The 17,245-nt window shown below is 48.4% G+C and carries 19 protein-coding genes; 10 read left to right on the top strand and 9 right to left on the bottom strand.

From position 1 onward, the window contains the following. Positions 1–172: 172 nt before the first annotated feature. On the bottom strand, positions 173–856 hold the full coding sequence (locus LOZ80_RS33790; RefSeq protein ID WP_238168621.1) for a response regulator transcription factor: 684 nt from the start codon (positions 854–856) through the stop codon (positions 173–175). A 197-nt stretch (positions 857–1,053) separates the two neighbouring features. Between LOZ80_RS33790 and LOZ80_RS33785 the strand changes: the two genes are divergently transcribed. Further along, positions 1,054–2,310 carry a BaiN/RdsA family NAD(P)/FAD-dependent oxidoreductase gene (locus LOZ80_RS33785; RefSeq protein ID WP_238173196.1) on the top strand — a complete coding sequence of 419 codons (1,257 nt, stop codon included), beginning with the start codon at positions 1,054–1,056 and terminating at the stop codon, positions 2,308–2,310. Positions 2,311–2,482: 172 nt separating this feature from the next. On the opposite strand, the gene LOZ80_RS33780 is transcribed toward LOZ80_RS33785, so the two are convergent. The 4 genes from LOZ80_RS33780 to LOZ80_RS33765 all read right to left on the bottom strand — a co-directional run bounded on the left by LOZ80_RS33780 (position 2,483) and on the right by LOZ80_RS33765 (position 6,854). Then, positions 2,483–3,838 (bottom strand): dicarboxylate/amino acid:cation symporter, encoded by a 1,356-nt coding sequence (locus LOZ80_RS33780; protein WP_238168620.1) that lies wholly within the window; start codon positions 3,836–3,838, stop codon positions 2,483–2,485. 273 nt (positions 3,839–4,111) lie between these two features. Beyond that, on the bottom strand, positions 4,112–4,813 hold the full coding sequence (locus LOZ80_RS33775) for a hypothetical protein (RefSeq protein WP_238168619.1): 702 nt from the start codon (positions 4,811–4,813) through the stop codon (positions 4,112–4,114). Between the two features lie 648 nt (positions 4,814–5,461). Continuing rightward, positions 5,462–5,878 carry a hypothetical protein gene (locus LOZ80_RS33770; protein WP_238168618.1) on the bottom strand — a complete coding sequence of 139 codons (417 nt, stop codon included), beginning with the start codon at positions 5,876–5,878 and terminating at the stop codon, positions 5,462–5,464. Positions 5,879–5,954: 76 nt separating this feature from the next. Beyond that, the gene (locus LOZ80_RS33765) at positions 5,955–6,854 is read right to left on the bottom strand and encodes an inositol monophosphatase family protein (RefSeq protein ID WP_238168617.1); all 900 of its coding nucleotides are present in this window, start codon (positions 6,852–6,854) and stop codon (positions 5,955–5,957) included. Positions 6,855–6,980: 126 nt separating this feature from the next. Here LOZ80_RS33765 and LOZ80_RS33760 point away from each other — a divergent pair, with 126 nt between their 5' ends. Next, positions 6,981–7,946: an aldolase catalytic domain-containing protein gene (locus LOZ80_RS33760; protein ID WP_238168616.1), complete on the top strand. Its 966-nt coding sequence runs from the start codon at positions 6,981–6,983 to the stop codon at positions 7,944–7,946. A gap of 78 nt (positions 7,947–8,024) precedes the next feature. On the opposite strand, the gene LOZ80_RS33755 is transcribed toward LOZ80_RS33760, so the two are convergent. Continuing rightward, positions 8,025–8,348 carry a hypothetical protein gene (locus LOZ80_RS33755; protein ID WP_238168615.1) on the bottom strand — a complete coding sequence of 108 codons (324 nt, stop codon included), beginning with the start codon at positions 8,346–8,348 and terminating at the stop codon, positions 8,025–8,027. Between the two features lie 192 nt (positions 8,349–8,540). Here LOZ80_RS33755 and LOZ80_RS33750 point away from each other — a divergent pair, with 192 nt between their 5' ends. The 3 genes from LOZ80_RS33750 (at position 8,541) to LOZ80_RS33740 (ending at position 11,330) form a co-directional block, all read left to right on the top strand. After that, entirely contained in the window at positions 8,541–9,305 is a 765-nt protein-coding gene (locus LOZ80_RS33750; protein ID WP_238168614.1) for a response regulator transcription factor, read from the top strand. Then, positions 9,302–10,669: a sensor histidine kinase gene (locus LOZ80_RS33745; protein WP_238168613.1), complete on the top strand. Its 1,368-nt coding sequence runs from the start codon at positions 9,302–9,304 to the stop codon at positions 10,667–10,669. Before LOZ80_RS33750 ends, LOZ80_RS33745 begins: the two co-directional genes overlap by 4 nt. Positions 10,670–10,823: 154 nt before the next feature. Beyond that, positions 10,824–11,330: a C40 family peptidase gene (locus tag LOZ80_RS33740; protein WP_238168612.1), complete on the top strand. Its 507-nt coding sequence runs from the start codon at positions 10,824–10,826 to the stop codon at positions 11,328–11,330. Positions 11,331–11,747: 417 nt separating this feature from the next. On the opposite strand, the gene LOZ80_RS33735 is transcribed toward LOZ80_RS33740, so the two are convergent. Continuing rightward, positions 11,748–12,206: an Hsp20/alpha crystallin family protein gene (locus LOZ80_RS33735; RefSeq protein ID WP_238168611.1), complete on the bottom strand. Its 459-nt coding sequence runs from the start codon at positions 12,204–12,206 to the stop codon at positions 11,748–11,750. Between the two features lie 136 nt (positions 12,207–12,342). On the opposite strand from LOZ80_RS33735, the gene LOZ80_RS33730 reads away from it, so the two are divergent. The 5 genes from LOZ80_RS33730 (at position 12,343) to LOZ80_RS33710 (ending at position 14,248) form a co-directional block, all read left to right on the top strand. Continuing rightward, positions 12,343–12,567, top strand: a complete 225-nt coding sequence (locus LOZ80_RS33730) for a spore germination protein (protein WP_238168610.1) — start codon at positions 12,343–12,345, stop codon at positions 12,565–12,567. A gap of 76 nt (positions 12,568–12,643) precedes the next feature. Next, the gene (locus tag LOZ80_RS33725) at positions 12,644–12,853 is read left to right on the top strand and encodes a spore germination protein GerPB (protein WP_238168609.1); all 210 of its coding nucleotides are present in this window, start codon (positions 12,644–12,646) and stop codon (positions 12,851–12,853) included. 51 nt (positions 12,854–12,904) lie between these two features. Further along, a complete protein-coding gene (gene gerPC, locus LOZ80_RS33720; RefSeq protein ID WP_238168608.1) occupies positions 12,905–13,645 on the top strand; it encodes a spore germination protein GerPC in 741 nt (246 codons plus the stop codon). 4 nt (positions 13,646–13,649) lie between these two features. Next, on the top strand, positions 13,650–13,832 hold the full coding sequence (locus tag LOZ80_RS33715) for a spore gernimation protein GerPD (protein WP_443146993.1): 183 nt from the start codon (positions 13,650–13,652) through the stop codon (positions 13,830–13,832). 2 nt (positions 13,833–13,834) lie between these two features. Next, entirely contained in the window at positions 13,835–14,248 is a 414-nt protein-coding gene (locus tag LOZ80_RS33710) for a spore germination protein GerPE (protein WP_238168607.1), read from the top strand. An 82-nt stretch (positions 14,249–14,330) separates the two neighbouring features. Here LOZ80_RS33710 and LOZ80_RS33705 read toward each other — a convergent pair whose 3' ends face one another. Beyond that, complete coding sequence (locus LOZ80_RS33705) at positions 14,331–15,974, bottom strand: glycosyl hydrolase family 18 protein (protein ID WP_238168606.1); 1,644 nt, start codon at positions 15,972–15,974, stop codon at positions 14,331–14,333. Positions 15,975–16,128: 154 nt separating this feature from the next. Further along, the gene (locus LOZ80_RS33700) at positions 16,129–17,049 is read right to left on the bottom strand and encodes a GGDEF domain-containing protein (RefSeq protein WP_238168605.1); all 921 of its coding nucleotides are present in this window, start codon (positions 17,047–17,049) and stop codon (positions 16,129–16,131) included. Positions 17,050–17,245: the final 196 nt, after the last annotated feature.

Genomic DNA, 17,245 nt, shown 5'->3' with positions numbered 1-17,245 from the left:
TTCAAGCAAATGATCACCATTTCACCAATAAAGTGATCGATAACGCCAATCCAGTTCGTTAAGTCTCCAAAGCAGCCAATTTCTCGTTGATAAGCATCCTACAATTCATTAGATGCCACTCAAGACCGAAAAAAAAATATCAAAAAAACGACCCGACAAAGCTTCAAGAAGCCTAATGTCGAGTCGTTTTTATTTCGAACCGATAGCCCAACCCCCGCACGGTTGTGAACTGGATGGCCTGCGAGAAAGACGCAAGTTTGCTGCGCAATCTTTTGATATGCACATCAACGGTTCGCTCGCCTCCCTCATAATTGACCCCCCACACCTGCTCAATTAATTGGCTTCTTGTCAGAATATGATTGGGATAACTGGCTAATGTAAACAGCAATTGAAATTCCTTAAGTGGAAGAAAGAGGCTTTGCCCCTGGACTTGAACTTCATGCATCGTTCTGTCAATCATGAACTCGCCGATGTGTATTTTGGTGCATGCCGCCACACGATTCCGCTTCAGCAGCGATCTCACCCGCATCACCAACTCCTCTGGATGAAAGGGCTTGGCCATATAATCGTCAGCGCCCAGCTGAAATCCCTTCACGGCGTCGGTATAATCGCCGCCAGGGCCGATGAGCAGCATTGGCAGATCAGCATCTTGCCGCAGCTGACGCGCGATCTGCCAGCCTCCCATTTGCGCAGCCGTCACATCCAGAATAATTAGTTCTGTCTGTAATTGTTCAATAAGTAGTGGAATTTGCTGTGTTTCATCCGTACAAACAACTTCAAATCCTTCGCGCTGCAGGCTGTATCGGAGAGAATGTCGAGCGGTACCTTCGTCGTCCATGATGAGAATGCGAGCCATGCGATATCCCCTTTCTACATGCAGCTAGTTTATAGGGATAGGCTGAATCCCCTCTGAGCGAAAGCTGAAAATCAGTTGAACATAAGCTGATTGTTTGCTGAAAATTGTTTACTGCAAATATTAGCGCACTAGTCTGAATAGTTGGGTTTGCCTCCATTTAATGCTACAATTTGCAAAAAGGTATAAAGGAGTTTTGTATGATTTATGATGTAACCGTAATCGGCGGAGGTTCCGCAGGATTGATGGCCAGTATCGCAGCCAGTCGCGGGGGCGCCAAGGTTCTGCTTTTGGATAAAGGGGATAAACTCGGGCGTAAGCTGGGGATTTCCGGTGGTGGCCGATGCAATGTCACGAATAATAAAGACATGGATGAACTAATCAAGCATATTCCGGGCAACGGCCGCTTTCTATATAGTGCTTTCACCCATTTCGGGAATAAGGACATTATTGATTTCTTTGAAAATCTTGGCATACGCCTGAAGGAAGAGGACAACGGCCGAATGTTTCCCGTGAGCGACAAGGCCAAGACTGTTGTCGACGCGCTCATCGGCCAAGTGCGCAAGCAAGGCGTCGAGATCCGGACGAACAGTCCGGTCAAAAAGGTCCTGTACCAGGATGGCAGCGTCCAAGGCGTCCTGCTTCAGTCCGGCGAAACGATGCACAGCCGCGCTGTCATCATCGCATCCGGCGGATGCTCGGTTCCGCACACCGGCTCCACGGGAGACGGTTACGCCTGGGCCGAGGCTGGTGGGCACACCATCACGCCGCTGTTCCCGACCGAGGTGCCGTTAACCTCGAAGGAAGCCTTTATCCGCAGCCGTGAGCTGCAGGGGCTGTCGCTGCGGGATGTGAGCCTATCCGTGTGGAACGCCAAAGGCAAGGCGGTAATTTCCCATCGGGGGGACATGCTGTTCACCCACTTCGGCCTGTCCGGTCCTATTGCGCTGCGCTGCAGCCAGTTCGTCGTCAAAGAGCTTAACAAATCGGAGCGCAAAGAAGTCCTCCTTACCGTGGATCTCTTTCCGGATCAAAGCACGGACGACGTGTATAACCACAGCATGGCTCTTGCCAAGGCCGATGCCAAAAAGGCCATCAAGAATGTACTCAAAAGCCTTCTGTCCGAGCGTCTAATCCCGATTCTGCTGGATAAATCCGGCCTCGACGAGCAATTGACCTATGACAATATCCCTAAGCAAAAATGGCTGGAGCTCTGCAAGCTCATGAAAGCTTTCCCTGTCATCATCAAAGGGACACTTTCGTTGGAAGAAGCTTTCGTCACAGGCGGCGGCGTCCAACTGAAAGAAATCGATCCGAGCACCATGCAATCCAAGCTCGTGAACGGGCTGTATTTCTGCGGTGAGATATTAGATATCCATGGATATACAGGAGGATATAATATTACCGCAGCTTTCTCGACTGGGTTTATGGCTGGTAAACATGCTGCTGATTTCTAGCAGAACAGCCGTTTCCTCAAAAATTAGTGGAAGGTTTTCCCGCTAGATGACGGTTCAGCGCTTGCAAAGTAAACTTAACGGGAGGAATTCCCGTTAAACATCAGACAAAAAGAGGGTGCTCTTTCGGTTCTTCAACCGAGAGAGCACCCTCTTGTTATCTCTTTATTACCACTTAAGCTGTAGCCAGCTCAAGATCATCTTCCTCGTCGCGGTCAAAAGCGGCGCGATCAAATTCACCTTCGGATTCTGCCACAAGCAGAGCCGTTACGGTTGTTCCTGTTGCGTTAACAGCTGTACGCCCCATGTCGATCAGCGCCTCAACGCCAAGCACAAGACCCATACCTTCCAGCGGCAAGCCTAATGCTGTAAGCACGACAGTCGTCGAGATTGCAGCAGGACCTGGTACACCGGCCACACCGATGGAAGAAATCACGCTTACTAGAATAAGCAAAGCATATTCAGACACGCTAAGCGGCAAATTGTAAACCTTCGCGACGAATATCGCTACAACTGCCGGCCACACACCGCCACAGCCATTGAAGTTCATCGTTGCGCCAAGCGGGGCAACGAAGCTTGCAATACGCGGTGATACGCGCAGACGCTTCGTGATGACTTCCAAGTTCACAGGCAATGTTGCATAACTGCTGCGCGTTGTAAAGGCAACTGCGATTGTCGGATATGCCTTTCTGAAGAACTTGATTGGATTAACTTTGGCCACGAGAAGAACCAACCCGCCGAAGATCAACACGAAGTGAATGATCAAGGCTACGTACGACGTAAGAATGATTTTAGCCAGAGGAGCAAGTGTATCCAAACCATATTTAGCCGCCATAGCCGCGATTAAAGCATAAACACCATAAGGCGTTAGACGGATTACATACTTAACTACTTGGTGAATAACAGCCGTAGCTGATGTGATAAACGCTTTGATAGGCGCTACCGTTTCTGGCTTTTTGGACCCTACGTGCACGATAGCCACTGCCACGAAAATCGCGAAAATCAGAACTGGAACAACTTTCCCCGTTGCCATATCGTTAATCGGATTGGATGGTACCAGATCGAGAATAACCTGTGAGAACGTAGGAATTTCTCTTGCTTTGAAATCTTTCGGTACAGCTTGGGCAATGCCGTTACCCGGGTCAAATGCCAGAGCAACCAACAGCCCGATTAATGCAGCAATCCCTGTTGTGAGCAAGAACCAACCAATCGTTTTGAGTCCCAACTTGCGAAGCTGACCCAGACTTGAGAGCGATGAAATACTATTAATAACAAGAATGAGGACTAGAGGCATAACCAGCATTTTGATCAAATTGACATAAATCGTTCCGATCGTGCTTACACTTTTGAACTCCAAATGTGTTTGGTTGAACACAATACCGGCCACTAAGCCAAGACCTAACGCGATGAATACGCGGTTGCCGAAGCTAACTCTTTTTCTCGCCAGAAAGACGAGACCCCCAATAATAATCAATGATACAACTAAGCTGACCCAGTTAGATTGAAATGCTGTCACTAGGTTGTTTTTCACTAGAATCATCCCCTTAATCCCTATAATGTCACTTGGTTTTATGGGTTAAGAATATGACATAAGGCATTACCTGTCAATGGTTAATTTTTTTCTATGCATGCGAAAAGCCGTCCCTTCTCTCGACAAGCTGAGATCTGGCACGGCTTTCATGTTCTAGACAATAATCACATCATATGCTGGTCCAATCCATCCCTTAGAATTGCAGGCCAATGCCGGAAAATGTGGCATGGCACTTGAGGAGTCGGCGCTGATACAGGTTACGGAAGCCACAGATTATGATTTGACCAATTGCATGGTTTGATTTTGCCAATCGGGTTTGAATATTCGTTGTTTCTTTGCTTCACTTCCAGCGGATTGACCCGGCTCGATCACTAATTGATCGTCCATAACTTGTAATTGTGTATTTGGAGCATAGTTGAAAGAATCAAACGTCCCCTCATCTGTTTTAAATTTAAAAGAGAAAGCAGCGCTGCCTTTTGTTCCTATTAAATAAAATTCAATACCATGACAGTCTGTGTAACGAGGAGCCAGGACAACAGCTTGAAAATCTTTGAAATGAAGTGTGGGTAAGGTAAGCTGCTTATTCTCAGATGTAATGAAGGTATCGATTTCAGGAAGCACAATGGTCGTTTTTTTCCCCGTACTATCTTTAAATATTGCCTCATAATCGGACTTTATGGAGTAATCCTCCGACTTCCCCAAACAACTAGGAGCTCCAAGCTGTTCTACTATTTCCATTGTTTTGGGAGCAATTAGAATCTCTCCATTAGTTAACGTTCCGATTGCTCTTGCCTCCAGTTGAGAGGGAGCAGAGGACAGAATTGCAGGTGCAGGTGAGGGAGTTGTTGCAGAGGATGGAGTTACAGTTGCAGTTGCAGTTGCAGGTGAAAAGGTTGCTTGGGGTGATGCTGAATTCGTGTTAGATATTGAAGAAGCACAAGCGCTTAGTGTTACAACACTTGCCAGGATGAGCATGCGAAGCCACCTTGCCATAAGCTAATCTCACTCCAATCCATGGGGATTTACTGTTTCCATTCGTTATTTCTCCTTTGAATGGCAATACCCAATAGACGATTAGACACGAATATTAGTTGATCTGCGTGCAACAACGTCATCCTCTAAGCAAACAGCTACTTTCCTTTGCTGCGGCTCTTCGCGGCTCCCGCATCCCTGATCTCGCGGCTCCGCCAGGCGGCACCAAACCATAACAGGAGGCTGTCCCCTAAGTCAATTTAATGACTTATGGGCAGCCTCTTTCTTTCAATGATATTGCACTACATGGAAAAGCTACCGTTAATTTAGGTATTTTTGCATGAAAACCCGGTTTATATGGAAAATCTCCCGTTATTTCTGATAATTTCTCACCGAATAGCGATTTCCCGCTAAATTAGCGGTAGATTTTCCAGTTAGATGACCGTGTAGAATTAGTAAAGCCAAAATAGCAGGAGAAATTCCTGTTAGATTTCACTCCAAATCTAACCTTTTGAGTCAGCGGCCTCCAAAAGCCTCCTGCTGCACGCAGGGAGGCCACTGCACTACGTTAGCGCTGCCGAGCCGCGCCAACCTTCAATTTCCGCCGCCGCCTCGCAGCCGAGGCTGCCAGCGGGCTGCGCCAGCCCCATTTCATATCCGGATGCCCGGGCTGAAATGGTTGTAGTCGTCCGACGACGGGTCGAACGCCGCCTCTTCCTCACTGGGCACCGCGTCGCTATCCAACGGTGCCTGCGCCTGTGCGTAGCTGTCAGGCCAATCCTCATTCACGGTGTGAGCCGGGATGCGGATTGAGCCCTCCAGATCATACGCCATGGCGAACGTCGCCTGCTCTGCCTGCGCCTGCTGCCGCTCCGCGAGCCGGCCACCGTGCGATTGCGCGATTTCCAGCGCAGACGTGATTTCCTGATCGTCCAGATGGATATGCAAGGTAGCCCGCTCTCCATCAAGCAGCTCCGGCTTGTAGCCGAGCTCTTCCAGTGTATCCAGCGCAAGCAGCGCATCACGTTCTTTATCAAATTCAAAAAAAATAGGAACAAAGTTATTCATCGCCCAGCATCCTTTCTTCCTCCGTAGGGAAAGTCTGCCACTAGCTTTTGCAAAATGTTCCTAGCCTATTCGTCGTCTATGCCCCTCTTATTCCTGCCTGCACAATCTTGAGCAGCTCTTCATGATACTCCTCTACAGCAGCCACTACATATATGCCTTCTCCAACGTGAATCCCCTCCGCTGGTTCGCAATGAGCGCTTCCCCCGCCACCCAGCAGCGAGATTGGATGACCTGAGAAATCCGTCACTTTTACGCCGGCCTCTTGCGCCAGCAGCATGCCCGCGTACAGATCCTCACCTTCAGAATTGTACAGCACAATGCCGTGCAAATCTCCGCGCGCCAGCATCGCCCAAGTCAATGATGGAGCCCACATACGCAGCACTCTTTTCAGCGAATGTTCCAGATGATGTCTCAGCCCTAACGCTGCAGCGTCATTCTTGCCCACCCCATGACCCTGAATCCAAGAGATGGTCGATTTCGCAAGGACACCTTGCGGCTTCGCTTCAAGTCGAATTCCTTCCTGCCAGGCGCCTTCCTTATGGGAGGCTAAGTAACTAAGCCCCATCACGGAATCATGGATGACCCCGAGCACAATTTGTCCTCGGTAGCTCAGTGAAATAGAAACACCATAAAGAGGGATCCCCAGAGCAAAATTATTCGTTCCATCCAGCGGGTCTACATGCCATACCCAATCGCTTGCAACCCCGCCTTCTCCTGCTTCTTCACTATAAATACGATGACTTGGGAAGGCAGCCAGTATCTCGTCTACAATTAAACGATCTGCCTCAATATCTACTTCCGTAACCAAATCACCCCGCTCGTCCTTGTGCAAGGCATTCATTGTACTTCCGAAGCGCTCTTTGGCAAGCGCGCCTGCTTTCCGAGCAGCCTCTCGTGCAACTTCTTTGGCTATAATCTTCTCATTCTGTTCCAATTCCTCAGCCCCTTTGTGCCATCTAGTACTCCACTCTCTCATATTACCATATGTTTCCTACGAAAGTTGTTGGTTAAGAGGACGGTTAGATTGACAAGCTGCCTGTTCATAAGTGATAATATAGCAAAATCTTACGCGACATAAGCTGTCGAAAGGGGCAATACGAGCATGGGTAAGCAACATCAACACAAGATATTGGATTGTACGATTCGGGACGGCGGTTTGGTAAACGATTGGGATTTTAGCGTGGAATTTGTCCAAGACATGTATCGCGGGTTAAGTGCAGCCGGCGTAGAATATATGGAAATTGGTTACAAAAACTCGGAAAAATTGCTGAAAGGCGGAGCTTCCGGTCCATGGAGATTCTTGAATGAAGACTTCTTGCGCGATGTCATTACCAAAAAAACCGATACGAAACTATCTGCTCTCGTAGATATCGGCCGTGTCGATGAGAAGGACATTCTGCCTCGTGAAGACAGCTTGCTTGACCTGATCCGCGTTGCTTGTTACATCAAAGATGTAGATAAAGGCCTTGAGCTTGTCCAAAAATTCAATGACATGGGCTACGAAACGTCCCTGAACATCATGGCGCTTTCGCATGTAATGGAAAACGAGCTTGTTGAAGCTTTCGAAGAAATTAACAAAAGTCCAGTTGACGTTGTCTACATCGTAGATTCTTACGGCAGCATGGATCACAAGGATATCGATTACTTGGTTACGAAGTTCCAACGTTTGCTTCCAGAGAAAGAGCTTGGCTTGCATATGCACAACAATATGCAGCTTGCTTTCGCTAACACGATTGCCGGCGCTGCCAAAGGCGTATCCTTCCTTGACTCTTCCGTATACGGAATGGGCCGCGCTGCAGGAAACTGTACGACTGAGCTGCTGCTCAGCTACCTCAAAGGCGCACGTTACGACATTCGTCCGGTTCTTGAAATTATCGAGAAACATATGATTACGATGCGTCAAAAATGGGATTGGGGCTACCTCATTCCATACATGATCGTAGGTGCGCTTGATGAGCATCCACGTACGGCAATGGCGTTATTGAACTCCAAGGAAAGAAATAACTTTGTAGATTTCTATGATCGTTTGACTTCCGTGGAAACAGCACCTGCTATTCACAAAGACTAATTCTTTCCTTGATTTGCACATAAAAACCCCTTGCGGTCCACTCGGCGTGGATTCGCAAGGGGTTTTATTAGTTTTCGTTTATTTAAGCAACTTAGCTGAAACCACATAATCCTCGGCATACGCCCGATCAATGAGGAAGATGAACTCCTCCTCGTCCCGTCGGGACAAATTTCTTTTGCGCGACACCTCGATATATTCACTTTCAATAAGCTCTGTACAGTCTTCATCGGCATAAATCAATCCATCCTCCAAGCGCTTAAGCGCTTCGACCATCACCTCACGCGACTTGAGACTGCCTTGAATTTCTACATAGACCTTACCCGTAGCATCATGATCTTGGAGGATAATGGCTACCTTTTGATTCGCTTTAATACGCACCTTCTTTTTGGGAGATATACTCATTTGTCCTACTCCTTCATTTTGTCTTCTTTATTCTATTTTATGTCGCTAAGGACGAACGCGGACTAGGCATATGAACGCTACATGTGATTTAGGAGAAAAATACATAGGTGATCTCAGGCAAGGAAGGATATTTCTGCTCCGTTCTGAAAATAGTATGGTAAAACAGCACGCCAGGAGTGACATCTACCCACTATGAGCCGCATATTGCTGATTGAAGATGAAGAACGCATCGCCCGTGTCCTCCAACTGGAACTGGAGCATGAAGGATATGAAGTCCACACAAGATCGGATGGACGTTCCGGCCTGAATGCGGCATTGACTGAATCCGATTGGGAACTTATCCTGCTCGACGTCATGCTGCCAGAGCTCAGCGGCTTGGAAGTTCTCCGCCGCATCCGGCAAGTGAATCCAACGCTGCCGATCATTCTATTGACGGCGCGCGACGCCGTGCCTGATCGCGTAAGCGGTCTGGATCAAGGAGCGAATGACTATGTGACGAAGCCTTTCGCCACCATTGAGCTGCTGGCGCGCATCCGCAGCTTGCTTAGACAGCGAAGCCTGCAGGATCAACCGCCGGAACAGCCCCATTTGCTGAAAGTAGATGACCTGACCATGGATTTGAAAAGTCGGGCTGTCGCCCGTGAGGGTGTGCCGATTGAGCTGACGCCAACAGAGTTTGATCTTCTGCGCTTCTTGATTCAACATCAAGATGAAGTGATGACGCGCGAGCAGATCATTTCGGAGGTATGGGGCTATGATTTCGTAGGGGATACGAATGTCGTGGATGTCTATATCCGTTATCTGCGGCAGAAGGTGGACAAGTCCTTCTCCTCTAAGCTGATTCAGACGATACGAGGTGTTGGGTATTTGCTGCGATACGAGCCTTCTGCCACAGACAAAGAAGCCGATGACAACACCGGTGCCTCTCTCCCCAAAGACGAGCCCAAACCCTCATGAGCCTGAAATTGAAAATCACATTGTGGGTTAGCGCGGGGCTTATGCTGATCCTCTTCTTCAGCTTTACATTCGTTTACTACATGTTCATCCGGGTTACCACCAAGGGCGAGCTTGATTTGTTAAAAGAAAAAGCGCAAACGCTGCTGCTCAAAGATTTGCCCAACCACCCGGAGTACTGGCAAGACAATTCCCAAATGGATGAGCTGCTGATTCCCCAAGAAGTGCTGAGATACATTGCTCCAGACTCTAAAGTCATTCATGAAATTTATTCGGATACGAAGCTGTTGCGCTATGCAGGAGGTTATGTCAATAAAGAAACGGTCACCCTTAAGACAGATACCGATGGGATTTTCATCTTCATTAGGATGCCGGTTTACAAAGAAGGGCATCAGGTCGCCACTTTAGAAATTGGAAGAAGCTTGCGAAGGCTGGGCGAATACTCGAATATGCTCATCTCTATTCTACTTTTAACGTCCACAGGGGCATTGATTCTAGCTCTTGTTGGCGGCTATTTCTATACGAATGTGCTCTTTCGCCCGCTTCAGCAGCTCGTCAGCACGATGCAGAACATCGAGAAAAGCGGCTCCTTCCGGCATATCGATTTGCCAGCCAAGAGGCCCAATGACGAATTGACAATGCTTGGCGCTACGTTCAACAGGATGATTGACCGCTTGAAAGATATGTTTCAGAAGCAGGAGCAATTCCTTGCTGACGCTTCTCACGAACTGCGCACACCATTAACCATTATCGAAAGCTATGCCAGCCTGCTGCGCAGATGGGCGCTGCAAGATGATAAGCTGCGGGAGGAAGCGCTGGAAGCCATTATCTCTGAGTCGGCACAGCTGAAACAGCTCACACAGAACCTGCTCTCTCTGACAGATACCGAACGGGAAAACTGTGAACAAGGCCTCTCCTTCGATCTCCTGCCGATCGCCAGAAACACCGCGGCAGCACTGCAAGTGACTTCTGGTCGTGAGATTCATGTGGCATGCCCTGCGGATCTGAATGAGCTTGCCATGACGGGAGATCCGTATAAAATCAAACAATTGCTCGTCATTTTCATCGACAACGCCCTTAAATACAGTCAGGAGCAGGTTGAACTGACTATCCGCTTGCTGGAGAACCAATGGGTCGAAATCAAGGTGATCGATCATGGCATTGGCATCGCAGAAAACGAGTTGCCTCACCTGTTTGATCGCTTTTATCGAACCGATAAGGCAAGAAATCGCAAACAAGGCGGTGTTGGGCTCGGACTTGCCATTGCCCAGCACATTGTCCAGAAGCATGGCGGTCATATTGAGCTTCAAAGCCGCTTGGGCGAAGGGACTACAGCCATTATTCAGCTTCCAAAGACTTGTCAATAGAAAGATTATAATGGGATTATCATCATTTTCTCAGAATCCCTGCCAATACCTGTGACAGCAAGGAAGCGAAGGTTGCAAGGTAAATAATAGGCGGTTTTTCATCTGCTATACTTGGGCTCATAGAACAACAAGACATCCCAAGGAGGCAACTCAGATGAAAAATCAACCAACATGGTACAAGAAATTAGTCATAACGGCTTTGACCGTTTCTATAGGACTCTCGGCAGGAATTGCAGGTGCTCCTCATCAAGCTGATGCAGCAACCGCTTCAATTACGGCAGCTTCTCGTGCAAGTCAGGTCATTTCCATCGGTAAAAACTACCTAGGACGACCTTATCAGTTCGGAGCCAAAGCAGGTCAAACCCGAACATTTGACTGCTCATCCTTTACGCAATATGTATTTAATCGGATTGGCGTGAACTTGCCTAGGACTTCCAAGCAGCAGTCCCATGTAGGCAGCTATGTGTCCAGAAGCAACCTGCGCACTGGCGATCTCGTGTTCTTCTCCATTCCAGGCAAACCTGGCGTCATTAACCATGTCGCCATCTACATGGGCGGCGGCAACTTGCTGCACACGTATGGCGCAGGTGGTGTGCGCATCACTAATATCAACAGTGGAACTTGGTCTTCCCGTTACATGACGGCACGCCGCGTGTTATAAACACTAAGAGCCCCCAACGCATATAAAAAATCCAGTACCGCAGCCTGTGGTACTGGATTTTTTTGTGCTGACCAACATGGGAGCCTCTGTACACTGATGTCCGAGAGTGTCCACCTATCTGACAACGCGCGATTCCACGTGACTGCATCCCAAGTTACTGTTCTCGCCTGCGGCACTACTCACTATGCCGACAATGCGGCATTTCGCTTGACTGCTTCCCAAGCTCCTAATTTCGTGCACCACACCATGCACCCCGCAACTACTCACTCTGCGGCACCATGCACCTAAAACTAGCTAGTGTTTCTACTTCATTGGATTAATCCAATGAAAACACAAAAAACAATCGCAAGATCCCTCCTTGGTGAAACCGATATAACAAAAGCAGCCCGCCCTCTGATGAGGAACGAACTGCTTTTTCTAATATCTAATATACGCTTCAACATAACTTTCTTTCAAACCTCGCTTACGCACCTTAATCTGCAGCAGACGCTGTTTGTAGCTCACCCTGGCCGTTCTTGGAAGCACAAGAGTGGGAAGTTTAAGAATTCGACTTTTGTCGCTTAGAAAGCCCGTCAGCTTGATTTGATTCGATTTGACGAACACCTGAAGCGCTCTTGGATCTTCCTCTTTGGCAATTTTCACCTTAATAATGACGTGCTCATGCGTCTCAAAGATTTCCGTACCCGCCGGATGATGCGAGGAAAGGCTCGCTTCTGCGCCTGGCATCGCTTTTTTCAGCATGTCCTGTACATATCCCTCAACCCACGTCATATTATCTAGAAAGGTCTGCCCATTTTCACCGAAAGGCAGCTTTTGTCCAAGGAACTTTTCGACCTGTTCCCACTTCAGCCAAGGATGGCGATTAAACCCGCTCAAGCCCATCACCTCGTTTTCTCTTGCAGTATATGTGCCTATGTCTGGAAATGACACCCTAAGGAAAATCAGGGCACCTCTAGGCGAATACCCTCATATACTTTAAAGAGTGATAAGCCTGAAGCGAGGGAGATCGACTATGCCATCTATCGTTGGGAATGTCAAAATTATTAGTGTGGGACCGAGCTCTGTCGTCCACTTCGGCGATTCCTTCATCATTGCACCCACCAGTTCCTCCAAAACATTTGCAGGAGCAGGCTCATTTAATACCGGTGACTTCCCACGCATCTATAATGCATATAGCAACACCATAACGAACGATTCCGACTTTATCGATGCCAACGCCAGCGGCATTGTCATCTAGTGCACGCTTGTATGACGCATCGGCTCAGGTCGGCGGTTAACTACTAATTCCCAATCGAGTGAGGTGTTCATTTTCTATGAACTGGTGCATTCATCAAACCATCATGATTCAACATTTAAAGGTGAGCTCTGTGTCCAATTCCTCGGTGTTGCAGATTGGTACGGCTGGATCGATCCGTTCCTTGTCCAATTTATATAACACAGGCGGTTATGTTGAACCAACACCAGAACTGGGCGCATCCCCTACGAATCCCGTGTCTCTCGTCCCCTTGCCAGCCCCAACTTGATCCCCAAGAATCTAGGACCCGCAGGATTTAGGAAGGAGGTGCCTTTCATACATGCATAACTCTATTACGTGGCAGCAATGGGCCCAGCAGCTCTCCGCCTATATTGAAATGCAGAAACAACGCATAGATAAGCTCGAACAAAATGTCAAAAAACTGCAAGACGATCTCACTGCCCTGAAAGATCAAAAACGTGTCCACATCGATAAAATCGAATATAATTTCGATCAGCTTAAAGTAGAAAAATTAGACGGCACCCTCACCATCGGCATCAGTCCAAGCGCGCTGGACAATATCGATGACTTCACCGTCAATGGTTCTCAGATGGGGAAAAGCGATGGCATGACTTCCGACCAGAATGCCTTTGGCTCTGGCTATATGCAGGGACAGGGGCCGGGGCCGGGTATAGGACCGATGCAGGGGCAAGGCCAAGGAGCGGATAAAGGAGGAAATCGGGGACACAGACAGGCAACTCCGCAAGAGGATGCTTATGGCATGCAGCGGGAAATATCGAGCGGACTTGAACAATACTTGCAGCATGGGGTTCAGGCCGATATGAACAACTTGGAAAATAAGTATCGCTATGTGCTGGATGAAGATTACAAAAACCTCATTATCGAAGATATTCGCAAACAACTGGACACTCGAGTCCAGCACTATATCAACCAATACCGCGGCGTGGGATTCAGTGAACCTATGGAGGCTGTTACGACCAGCATCATCGACCGCACCAAACAAGACATAGTCAGTGCCATAGAGAGCTACATATCCAGTTTACCGAGGAAAGAGGGTTAAGCTTATGCTGAATTTGAATGTCGAAAACAAACAGCTTTTCGTGGGCGATGTACGCATCATTGGGGTATCCAGTTCATCGATCTTTCTGATTGGCGATACCGAGGTCATTTCCTTGTCCTCTATGTTCGACACACCACCGGAATCCATCATTATCTCCCCCTTCGTCCCGCTTCCAGCGGAGAGCTAACCATGGTTAGACTATCCATCGTTGGCTGGATGGATATCTACGGCATATCCTCTAGCAGCACACTGCATGTCGGAGATAATATCAACACGCTGCTCCAAAGCCGGGTTTTTGCCGTGCAGCGCGAAATCCCTTATTTCAATGGGAATGAAGGCAGCTTCGCGGCTTACCCTTTTTATCAAAGACCCTTCCCGATCCCGCAGCCGCCAGAGCCATTCACAATGTGTGTGGATAACTTAGGCTCCTTCATTCGTGTCGGGGGCATCCGCATTCTGGGGATTTCTTCAACCTCCCTGTTCCAGATCGGCAGCAACCGCATCACCAGCGCAGAAACCCGCATCAAAAACATCCGCCAATTCGTCACCGACAAACCAGGTCCGAAGGAACAGACCACCTTCGTCAAAACAGACAACGATTGATGGTATCGACACGCGACAGCCGCAGCAAGCGCGAAAAAGCCTTCAATCCCCGCACAGCCGTGTGTGGGATTGAAGGCTTCGCTCATTTCGCGAGCAGCGGTTGGGCGCGGCTGAGCAGCGCCGCCATCTCCCCGCGCGTCAGCGACGCGCTCGGGCGGAACGTGCCGTTCGCGTAGCCGTCGACAAGGCCATTGCTGCTCATCGCAGCAATGGCCCCCGCCGACCAGCTGCCAGCCGGCACGTCAGCGAACACCTGCGCAGCGGCGCCGCCACCGGCCTGCGAGGTCAAGCCCAAAGCGCGGGAGAGCAGCACACTCATCTGCTCCCGCGTTATGATCTGATCCGGCGCAAAGCGATCGTCGCTGATCCCTTGGATCAGCCCACTCAGCTTCGCAAGCCGGATCGACTGCCACGCCCAGTGGGTGGCAGGCACATCACGGAACGAGGCGCTGCCTGCAGCCGCCTCGCCCGTTAAACCCAGCGCGCGTACGATAATCGTCGCCGCTTCAGCCCGCGTGAGCGCCGCGTCCGGCGCGAACCGGTCGGCGGCTACGCCGAGCATCCAACCAAGGTTCGCCGCGGCAAGCACATCCGCTTTTGCCCAATGCTTCTGCACGTCGGTGAAGTAAAATCCATCTGACCAAAGGCTATAATAATCCCACGTATCGGAAGTTTCCTGATTCAGACTCCAGCTGCCTGTCCCCTTGAGATGGTATTTGCTAACCAGCTTGAGCTTCTCCTTCAAGGACTGTTCGTTCTCATACCATACCGTGTAATCGCCAGGGCCCAGCTTATTGCCATACGCGCTGATTGCTGCGTCTGTCGAGGAGATTGAGAATGTAGCCACAGGCGATTGGCTTGCTGCATCATATCGCACAGTTCCTTTATATGTGTCCAAGAGATTCTTTATCATTTGTGAGGAAATACCCGCGCCATTAGCTGCGGGATCTTGATTCCAGTACCTTCCGTAGAATGGCAGACCCAGCACAATTTTATCGGCAGGGGCCATCTTAATCGCATATTGAATGGATTTTTCGACAAAGGGCAAGCTAGCTACTGGACCTGGTGTCGCATCGCCGGGATAGCTTTCATCATACGCCATCACCATCAAATAATCGCTAACGGCAGCCAATGCCGTGTAATCATATAAAGCAATCCAGCTTGTCGTTGCGCCTGTTGGATTCGCGGCTACAGCCACCGAAACCTCAGCTGAACTCGGGAGCTTTGCTCGCAGCATTTTAACCAAATCTGTATATTGATCCCGGTATTCCGCTCCAACATTCTCGATGTCCATATTAATGCCATCCAGTTGATTCGTTGTGATGAATTGAACAATTTGATTCACCAAAGTTTCGCGGTTAACAATGGCTTTCTCCCCAAGCACCTGATCAAAATCATTGCTCAAAAAAGGAACAACCCGCTTCCCTCTTTGGTGCATATCCGTTACGAAAGTCGCTTGGAATGAATCATCGATTTGCAAACTGCCGTCTGTTTGGATATGAAAATAGCTCGGCGAAACGACATCAAGTGTTTGACCGCTTTTATCCACCTGAGACGTATACGAATTGGGTGCCCCAAAGTAAAGATAAGACATAGCAAAGGTGCCTTTAGCTGAACTTGTCTGGGCCTGTGTCACAGGAGCTTCAGTCGTCGTAGCCATCGCTACTAATCCCGCAGTTGCCAGAGCAACCACGACTTTGCGCCATGATTTTCTGGATTTTCTCATCCACATCCCTCTTTTCCTATCCTATTTCGCTCCTTCTATCATCATGGAAAGTCACGAATTGCGCTAGGAGTAAATATTGGTGAACGCAAAAAAACCGCTAGCAGCAAGCGATTAGCTCTCTGCTTAACGGTTCTTTGAGATCGTCAATTAGCCATTACGGGCTATGATAAAATTGATAGTGATTGCGACCTTTTCCTTTTACTTGATACAGCGCAATGTCAACTTCCTTCATCATTTTGGCTGAATCCGTGATCCCCTTATGGTACAAAGTTATCCCCATGCTCACTGTTGCTTTAAAATACTGATCGAGAACTTCCCAAGGTTGATCCACGCATTGAACGATCCGCTGAGCTACACTTTCTACATGCTCTTCGCAATCCACAGCCGGCAGCAAAATGGTAAACTCATCGCCTCCCATACGGGCAAACATATCGACCTCACGAAGACATCCCTGAATTCGCTGAGCGAACGTCTGCAAGAAAGCATCCCCGACATCGTGCCCCATCGTATCATTAATAGCCTTAAAATCATCGATATCCAAATATAAAAGAGCAAACGATCGATTCGTCCTTTTCACTTCGGCAATCATTTGCTGCAGATGATCTTTGAATAACCTTCGATTAGGCAAGCCTGTCAGCGTATCGTGGAAAGCCATCGCGACAAGTCGGCTCTCCTGTTTCTTGCGGAGCGTTATATCATTAAGTACGAATGAAATTTCGACCCACTCACCCGTCTCGTTCCTAATCGGAATCGCCTGGCAGTCTAACCAAATATCGGTTTCCTTGGCACTTTTGGCCCGGAATTCGAGCTTATTGCTGCTGCTGGATTGCAAGGTTTTAATAAACATTTTATATAAATCCATACGGTATTCCGAATCGATAAAATCCACAACTTGTCCAAAATCCTGAGGAATAAATCCGATCACCTGCGTAAAACTCTTCGATGCATAAGTCAAATTCCCATGAACATCGAATGTGCAAAACAGGTCCCACGCTTGCTCGATGAATTGACGTACACAAGCATCTTTCTGAAACCATGGAAGTGCAGCAAGATCCAAATCAGCCTTATGACTCATGACTTTCGTCGCCCCCTCTTATGATTATACATAGAGACTCTGGTAGCTTAGCACGAGAACATAAATTTTCCATAAAGATCAGCTAAATTTTTCGTCAAAAAAAGTAAAAAAATAGGTTTTTATGTAAAAAAAGAAAAATAATCAGGTTTTTCATATAGGCCATAATACCTATTATTAGTCGAAAACCGTATCATAC

The sequence above is a fragment of the Paenibacillus sp. HWE-109 genome (genome assembly GCF_022163125.1).
In the GTDB taxonomy this organism is placed as follows: Bacteria; Bacillota; Bacilli; order Paenibacillales; family NBRC-103111; genus Paenibacillus_E.
The sequence above is the reverse complement of the archived record's forward strand: the minus strand, read 5'-3'. Positions and strand labels throughout refer to the sequence as shown.

Bases quoted from the DNA above. Each gene is read 5' to 3' on its own strand.
- LOZ80_RS33700 (WP_238168605.1), bottom strand. From the start codon at position 17,049: ATGAGTCATAAGGCTGATTTGGATCTTGCTGCACTTCCATGGTTTCAG.
- LOZ80_RS33750 (WP_238168614.1), top strand. From the start codon at position 8,541: ATGAGCCGCATATTGCTGATTGAAGATGAAGAACGCATCGCCCGTGTC.
- LOZ80_RS33730 (WP_238168610.1), top strand. From the start codon at position 12,343: ATGCCATCTATCGTTGGGAATGTCAAAATTATTAGTGTGGGACCGAGC.
- LOZ80_RS33755 (WP_238168615.1), bottom strand. From the start codon at position 8,348: ATGAGTATATCTCCCAAAAAGAAGGTGCGTATTAAAGCGAATCAAAAG.
- LOZ80_RS33740 (WP_238168612.1), top strand. From the start codon at position 10,824: ATGAAAAATCAACCAACATGGTACAAGAAATTAGTCATAACGGCTTTG.
- LOZ80_RS33770 (WP_238168618.1), bottom strand. From the start codon at position 5,878: ATGAATAACTTTGTTCCTATTTTTTTTGAATTTGATAAAGAACGTGAT.
- LOZ80_RS33775 (WP_238168619.1), bottom strand. From the start codon at position 4,813: ATGCTCATCCTGGCAAGTGTTGTAACACTAAGCGCTTGTGCTTCTTCA.
- LOZ80_RS33790 (WP_238168621.1), bottom strand. From the start codon at position 856: ATGGCTCGCATTCTCATCATGGACGACGAAGGTACCGCTCGACATTCT.
- LOZ80_RS33710 (WP_238168607.1), top strand. From the start codon at position 13,835: ATGGTTAGACTATCCATCGTTGGCTGGATGGATATCTACGGCATATCC.
- LOZ80_RS33765 (WP_238168617.1), bottom strand. From the start codon at position 6,854: ATGAGAGAGTGGAGTACTAGATGGCACAAAGGGGCTGAGGAATTGGAA.
- gerPC (WP_238168608.1), top strand. From the start codon at position 12,905: ATGCATAACTCTATTACGTGGCAGCAATGGGCCCAGCAGCTCTCCGCC.
- LOZ80_RS33725 (WP_238168609.1), top strand. From the start codon at position 12,644: ATGAACTGGTGCATTCATCAAACCATCATGATTCAACATTTAAAGGTG.
- LOZ80_RS33745 (WP_238168613.1), top strand. From the start codon at position 9,302: ATGAGCCTGAAATTGAAAATCACATTGTGGGTTAGCGCGGGGCTTATG.
- LOZ80_RS33705 (WP_238168606.1), bottom strand. From the start codon at position 15,974: ATGAGAAAATCCAGAAAATCATGGCGCAAAGTCGTGGTTGCTCTGGCA.
- LOZ80_RS33715 (WP_443146993.1), top strand. From the start codon at position 13,650: ATGCTGAATTTGAATGTCGAAAACAAACAGCTTTTCGTGGGCGATGTA.
- LOZ80_RS33760 (WP_238168616.1), top strand. From the start codon at position 6,981: ATGGGTAAGCAACATCAACACAAGATATTGGATTGTACGATTCGGGAC.
- LOZ80_RS33785 (WP_238173196.1), top strand. From the start codon at position 1,054: ATGATTTATGATGTAACCGTAATCGGCGGAGGTTCCGCAGGATTGATG.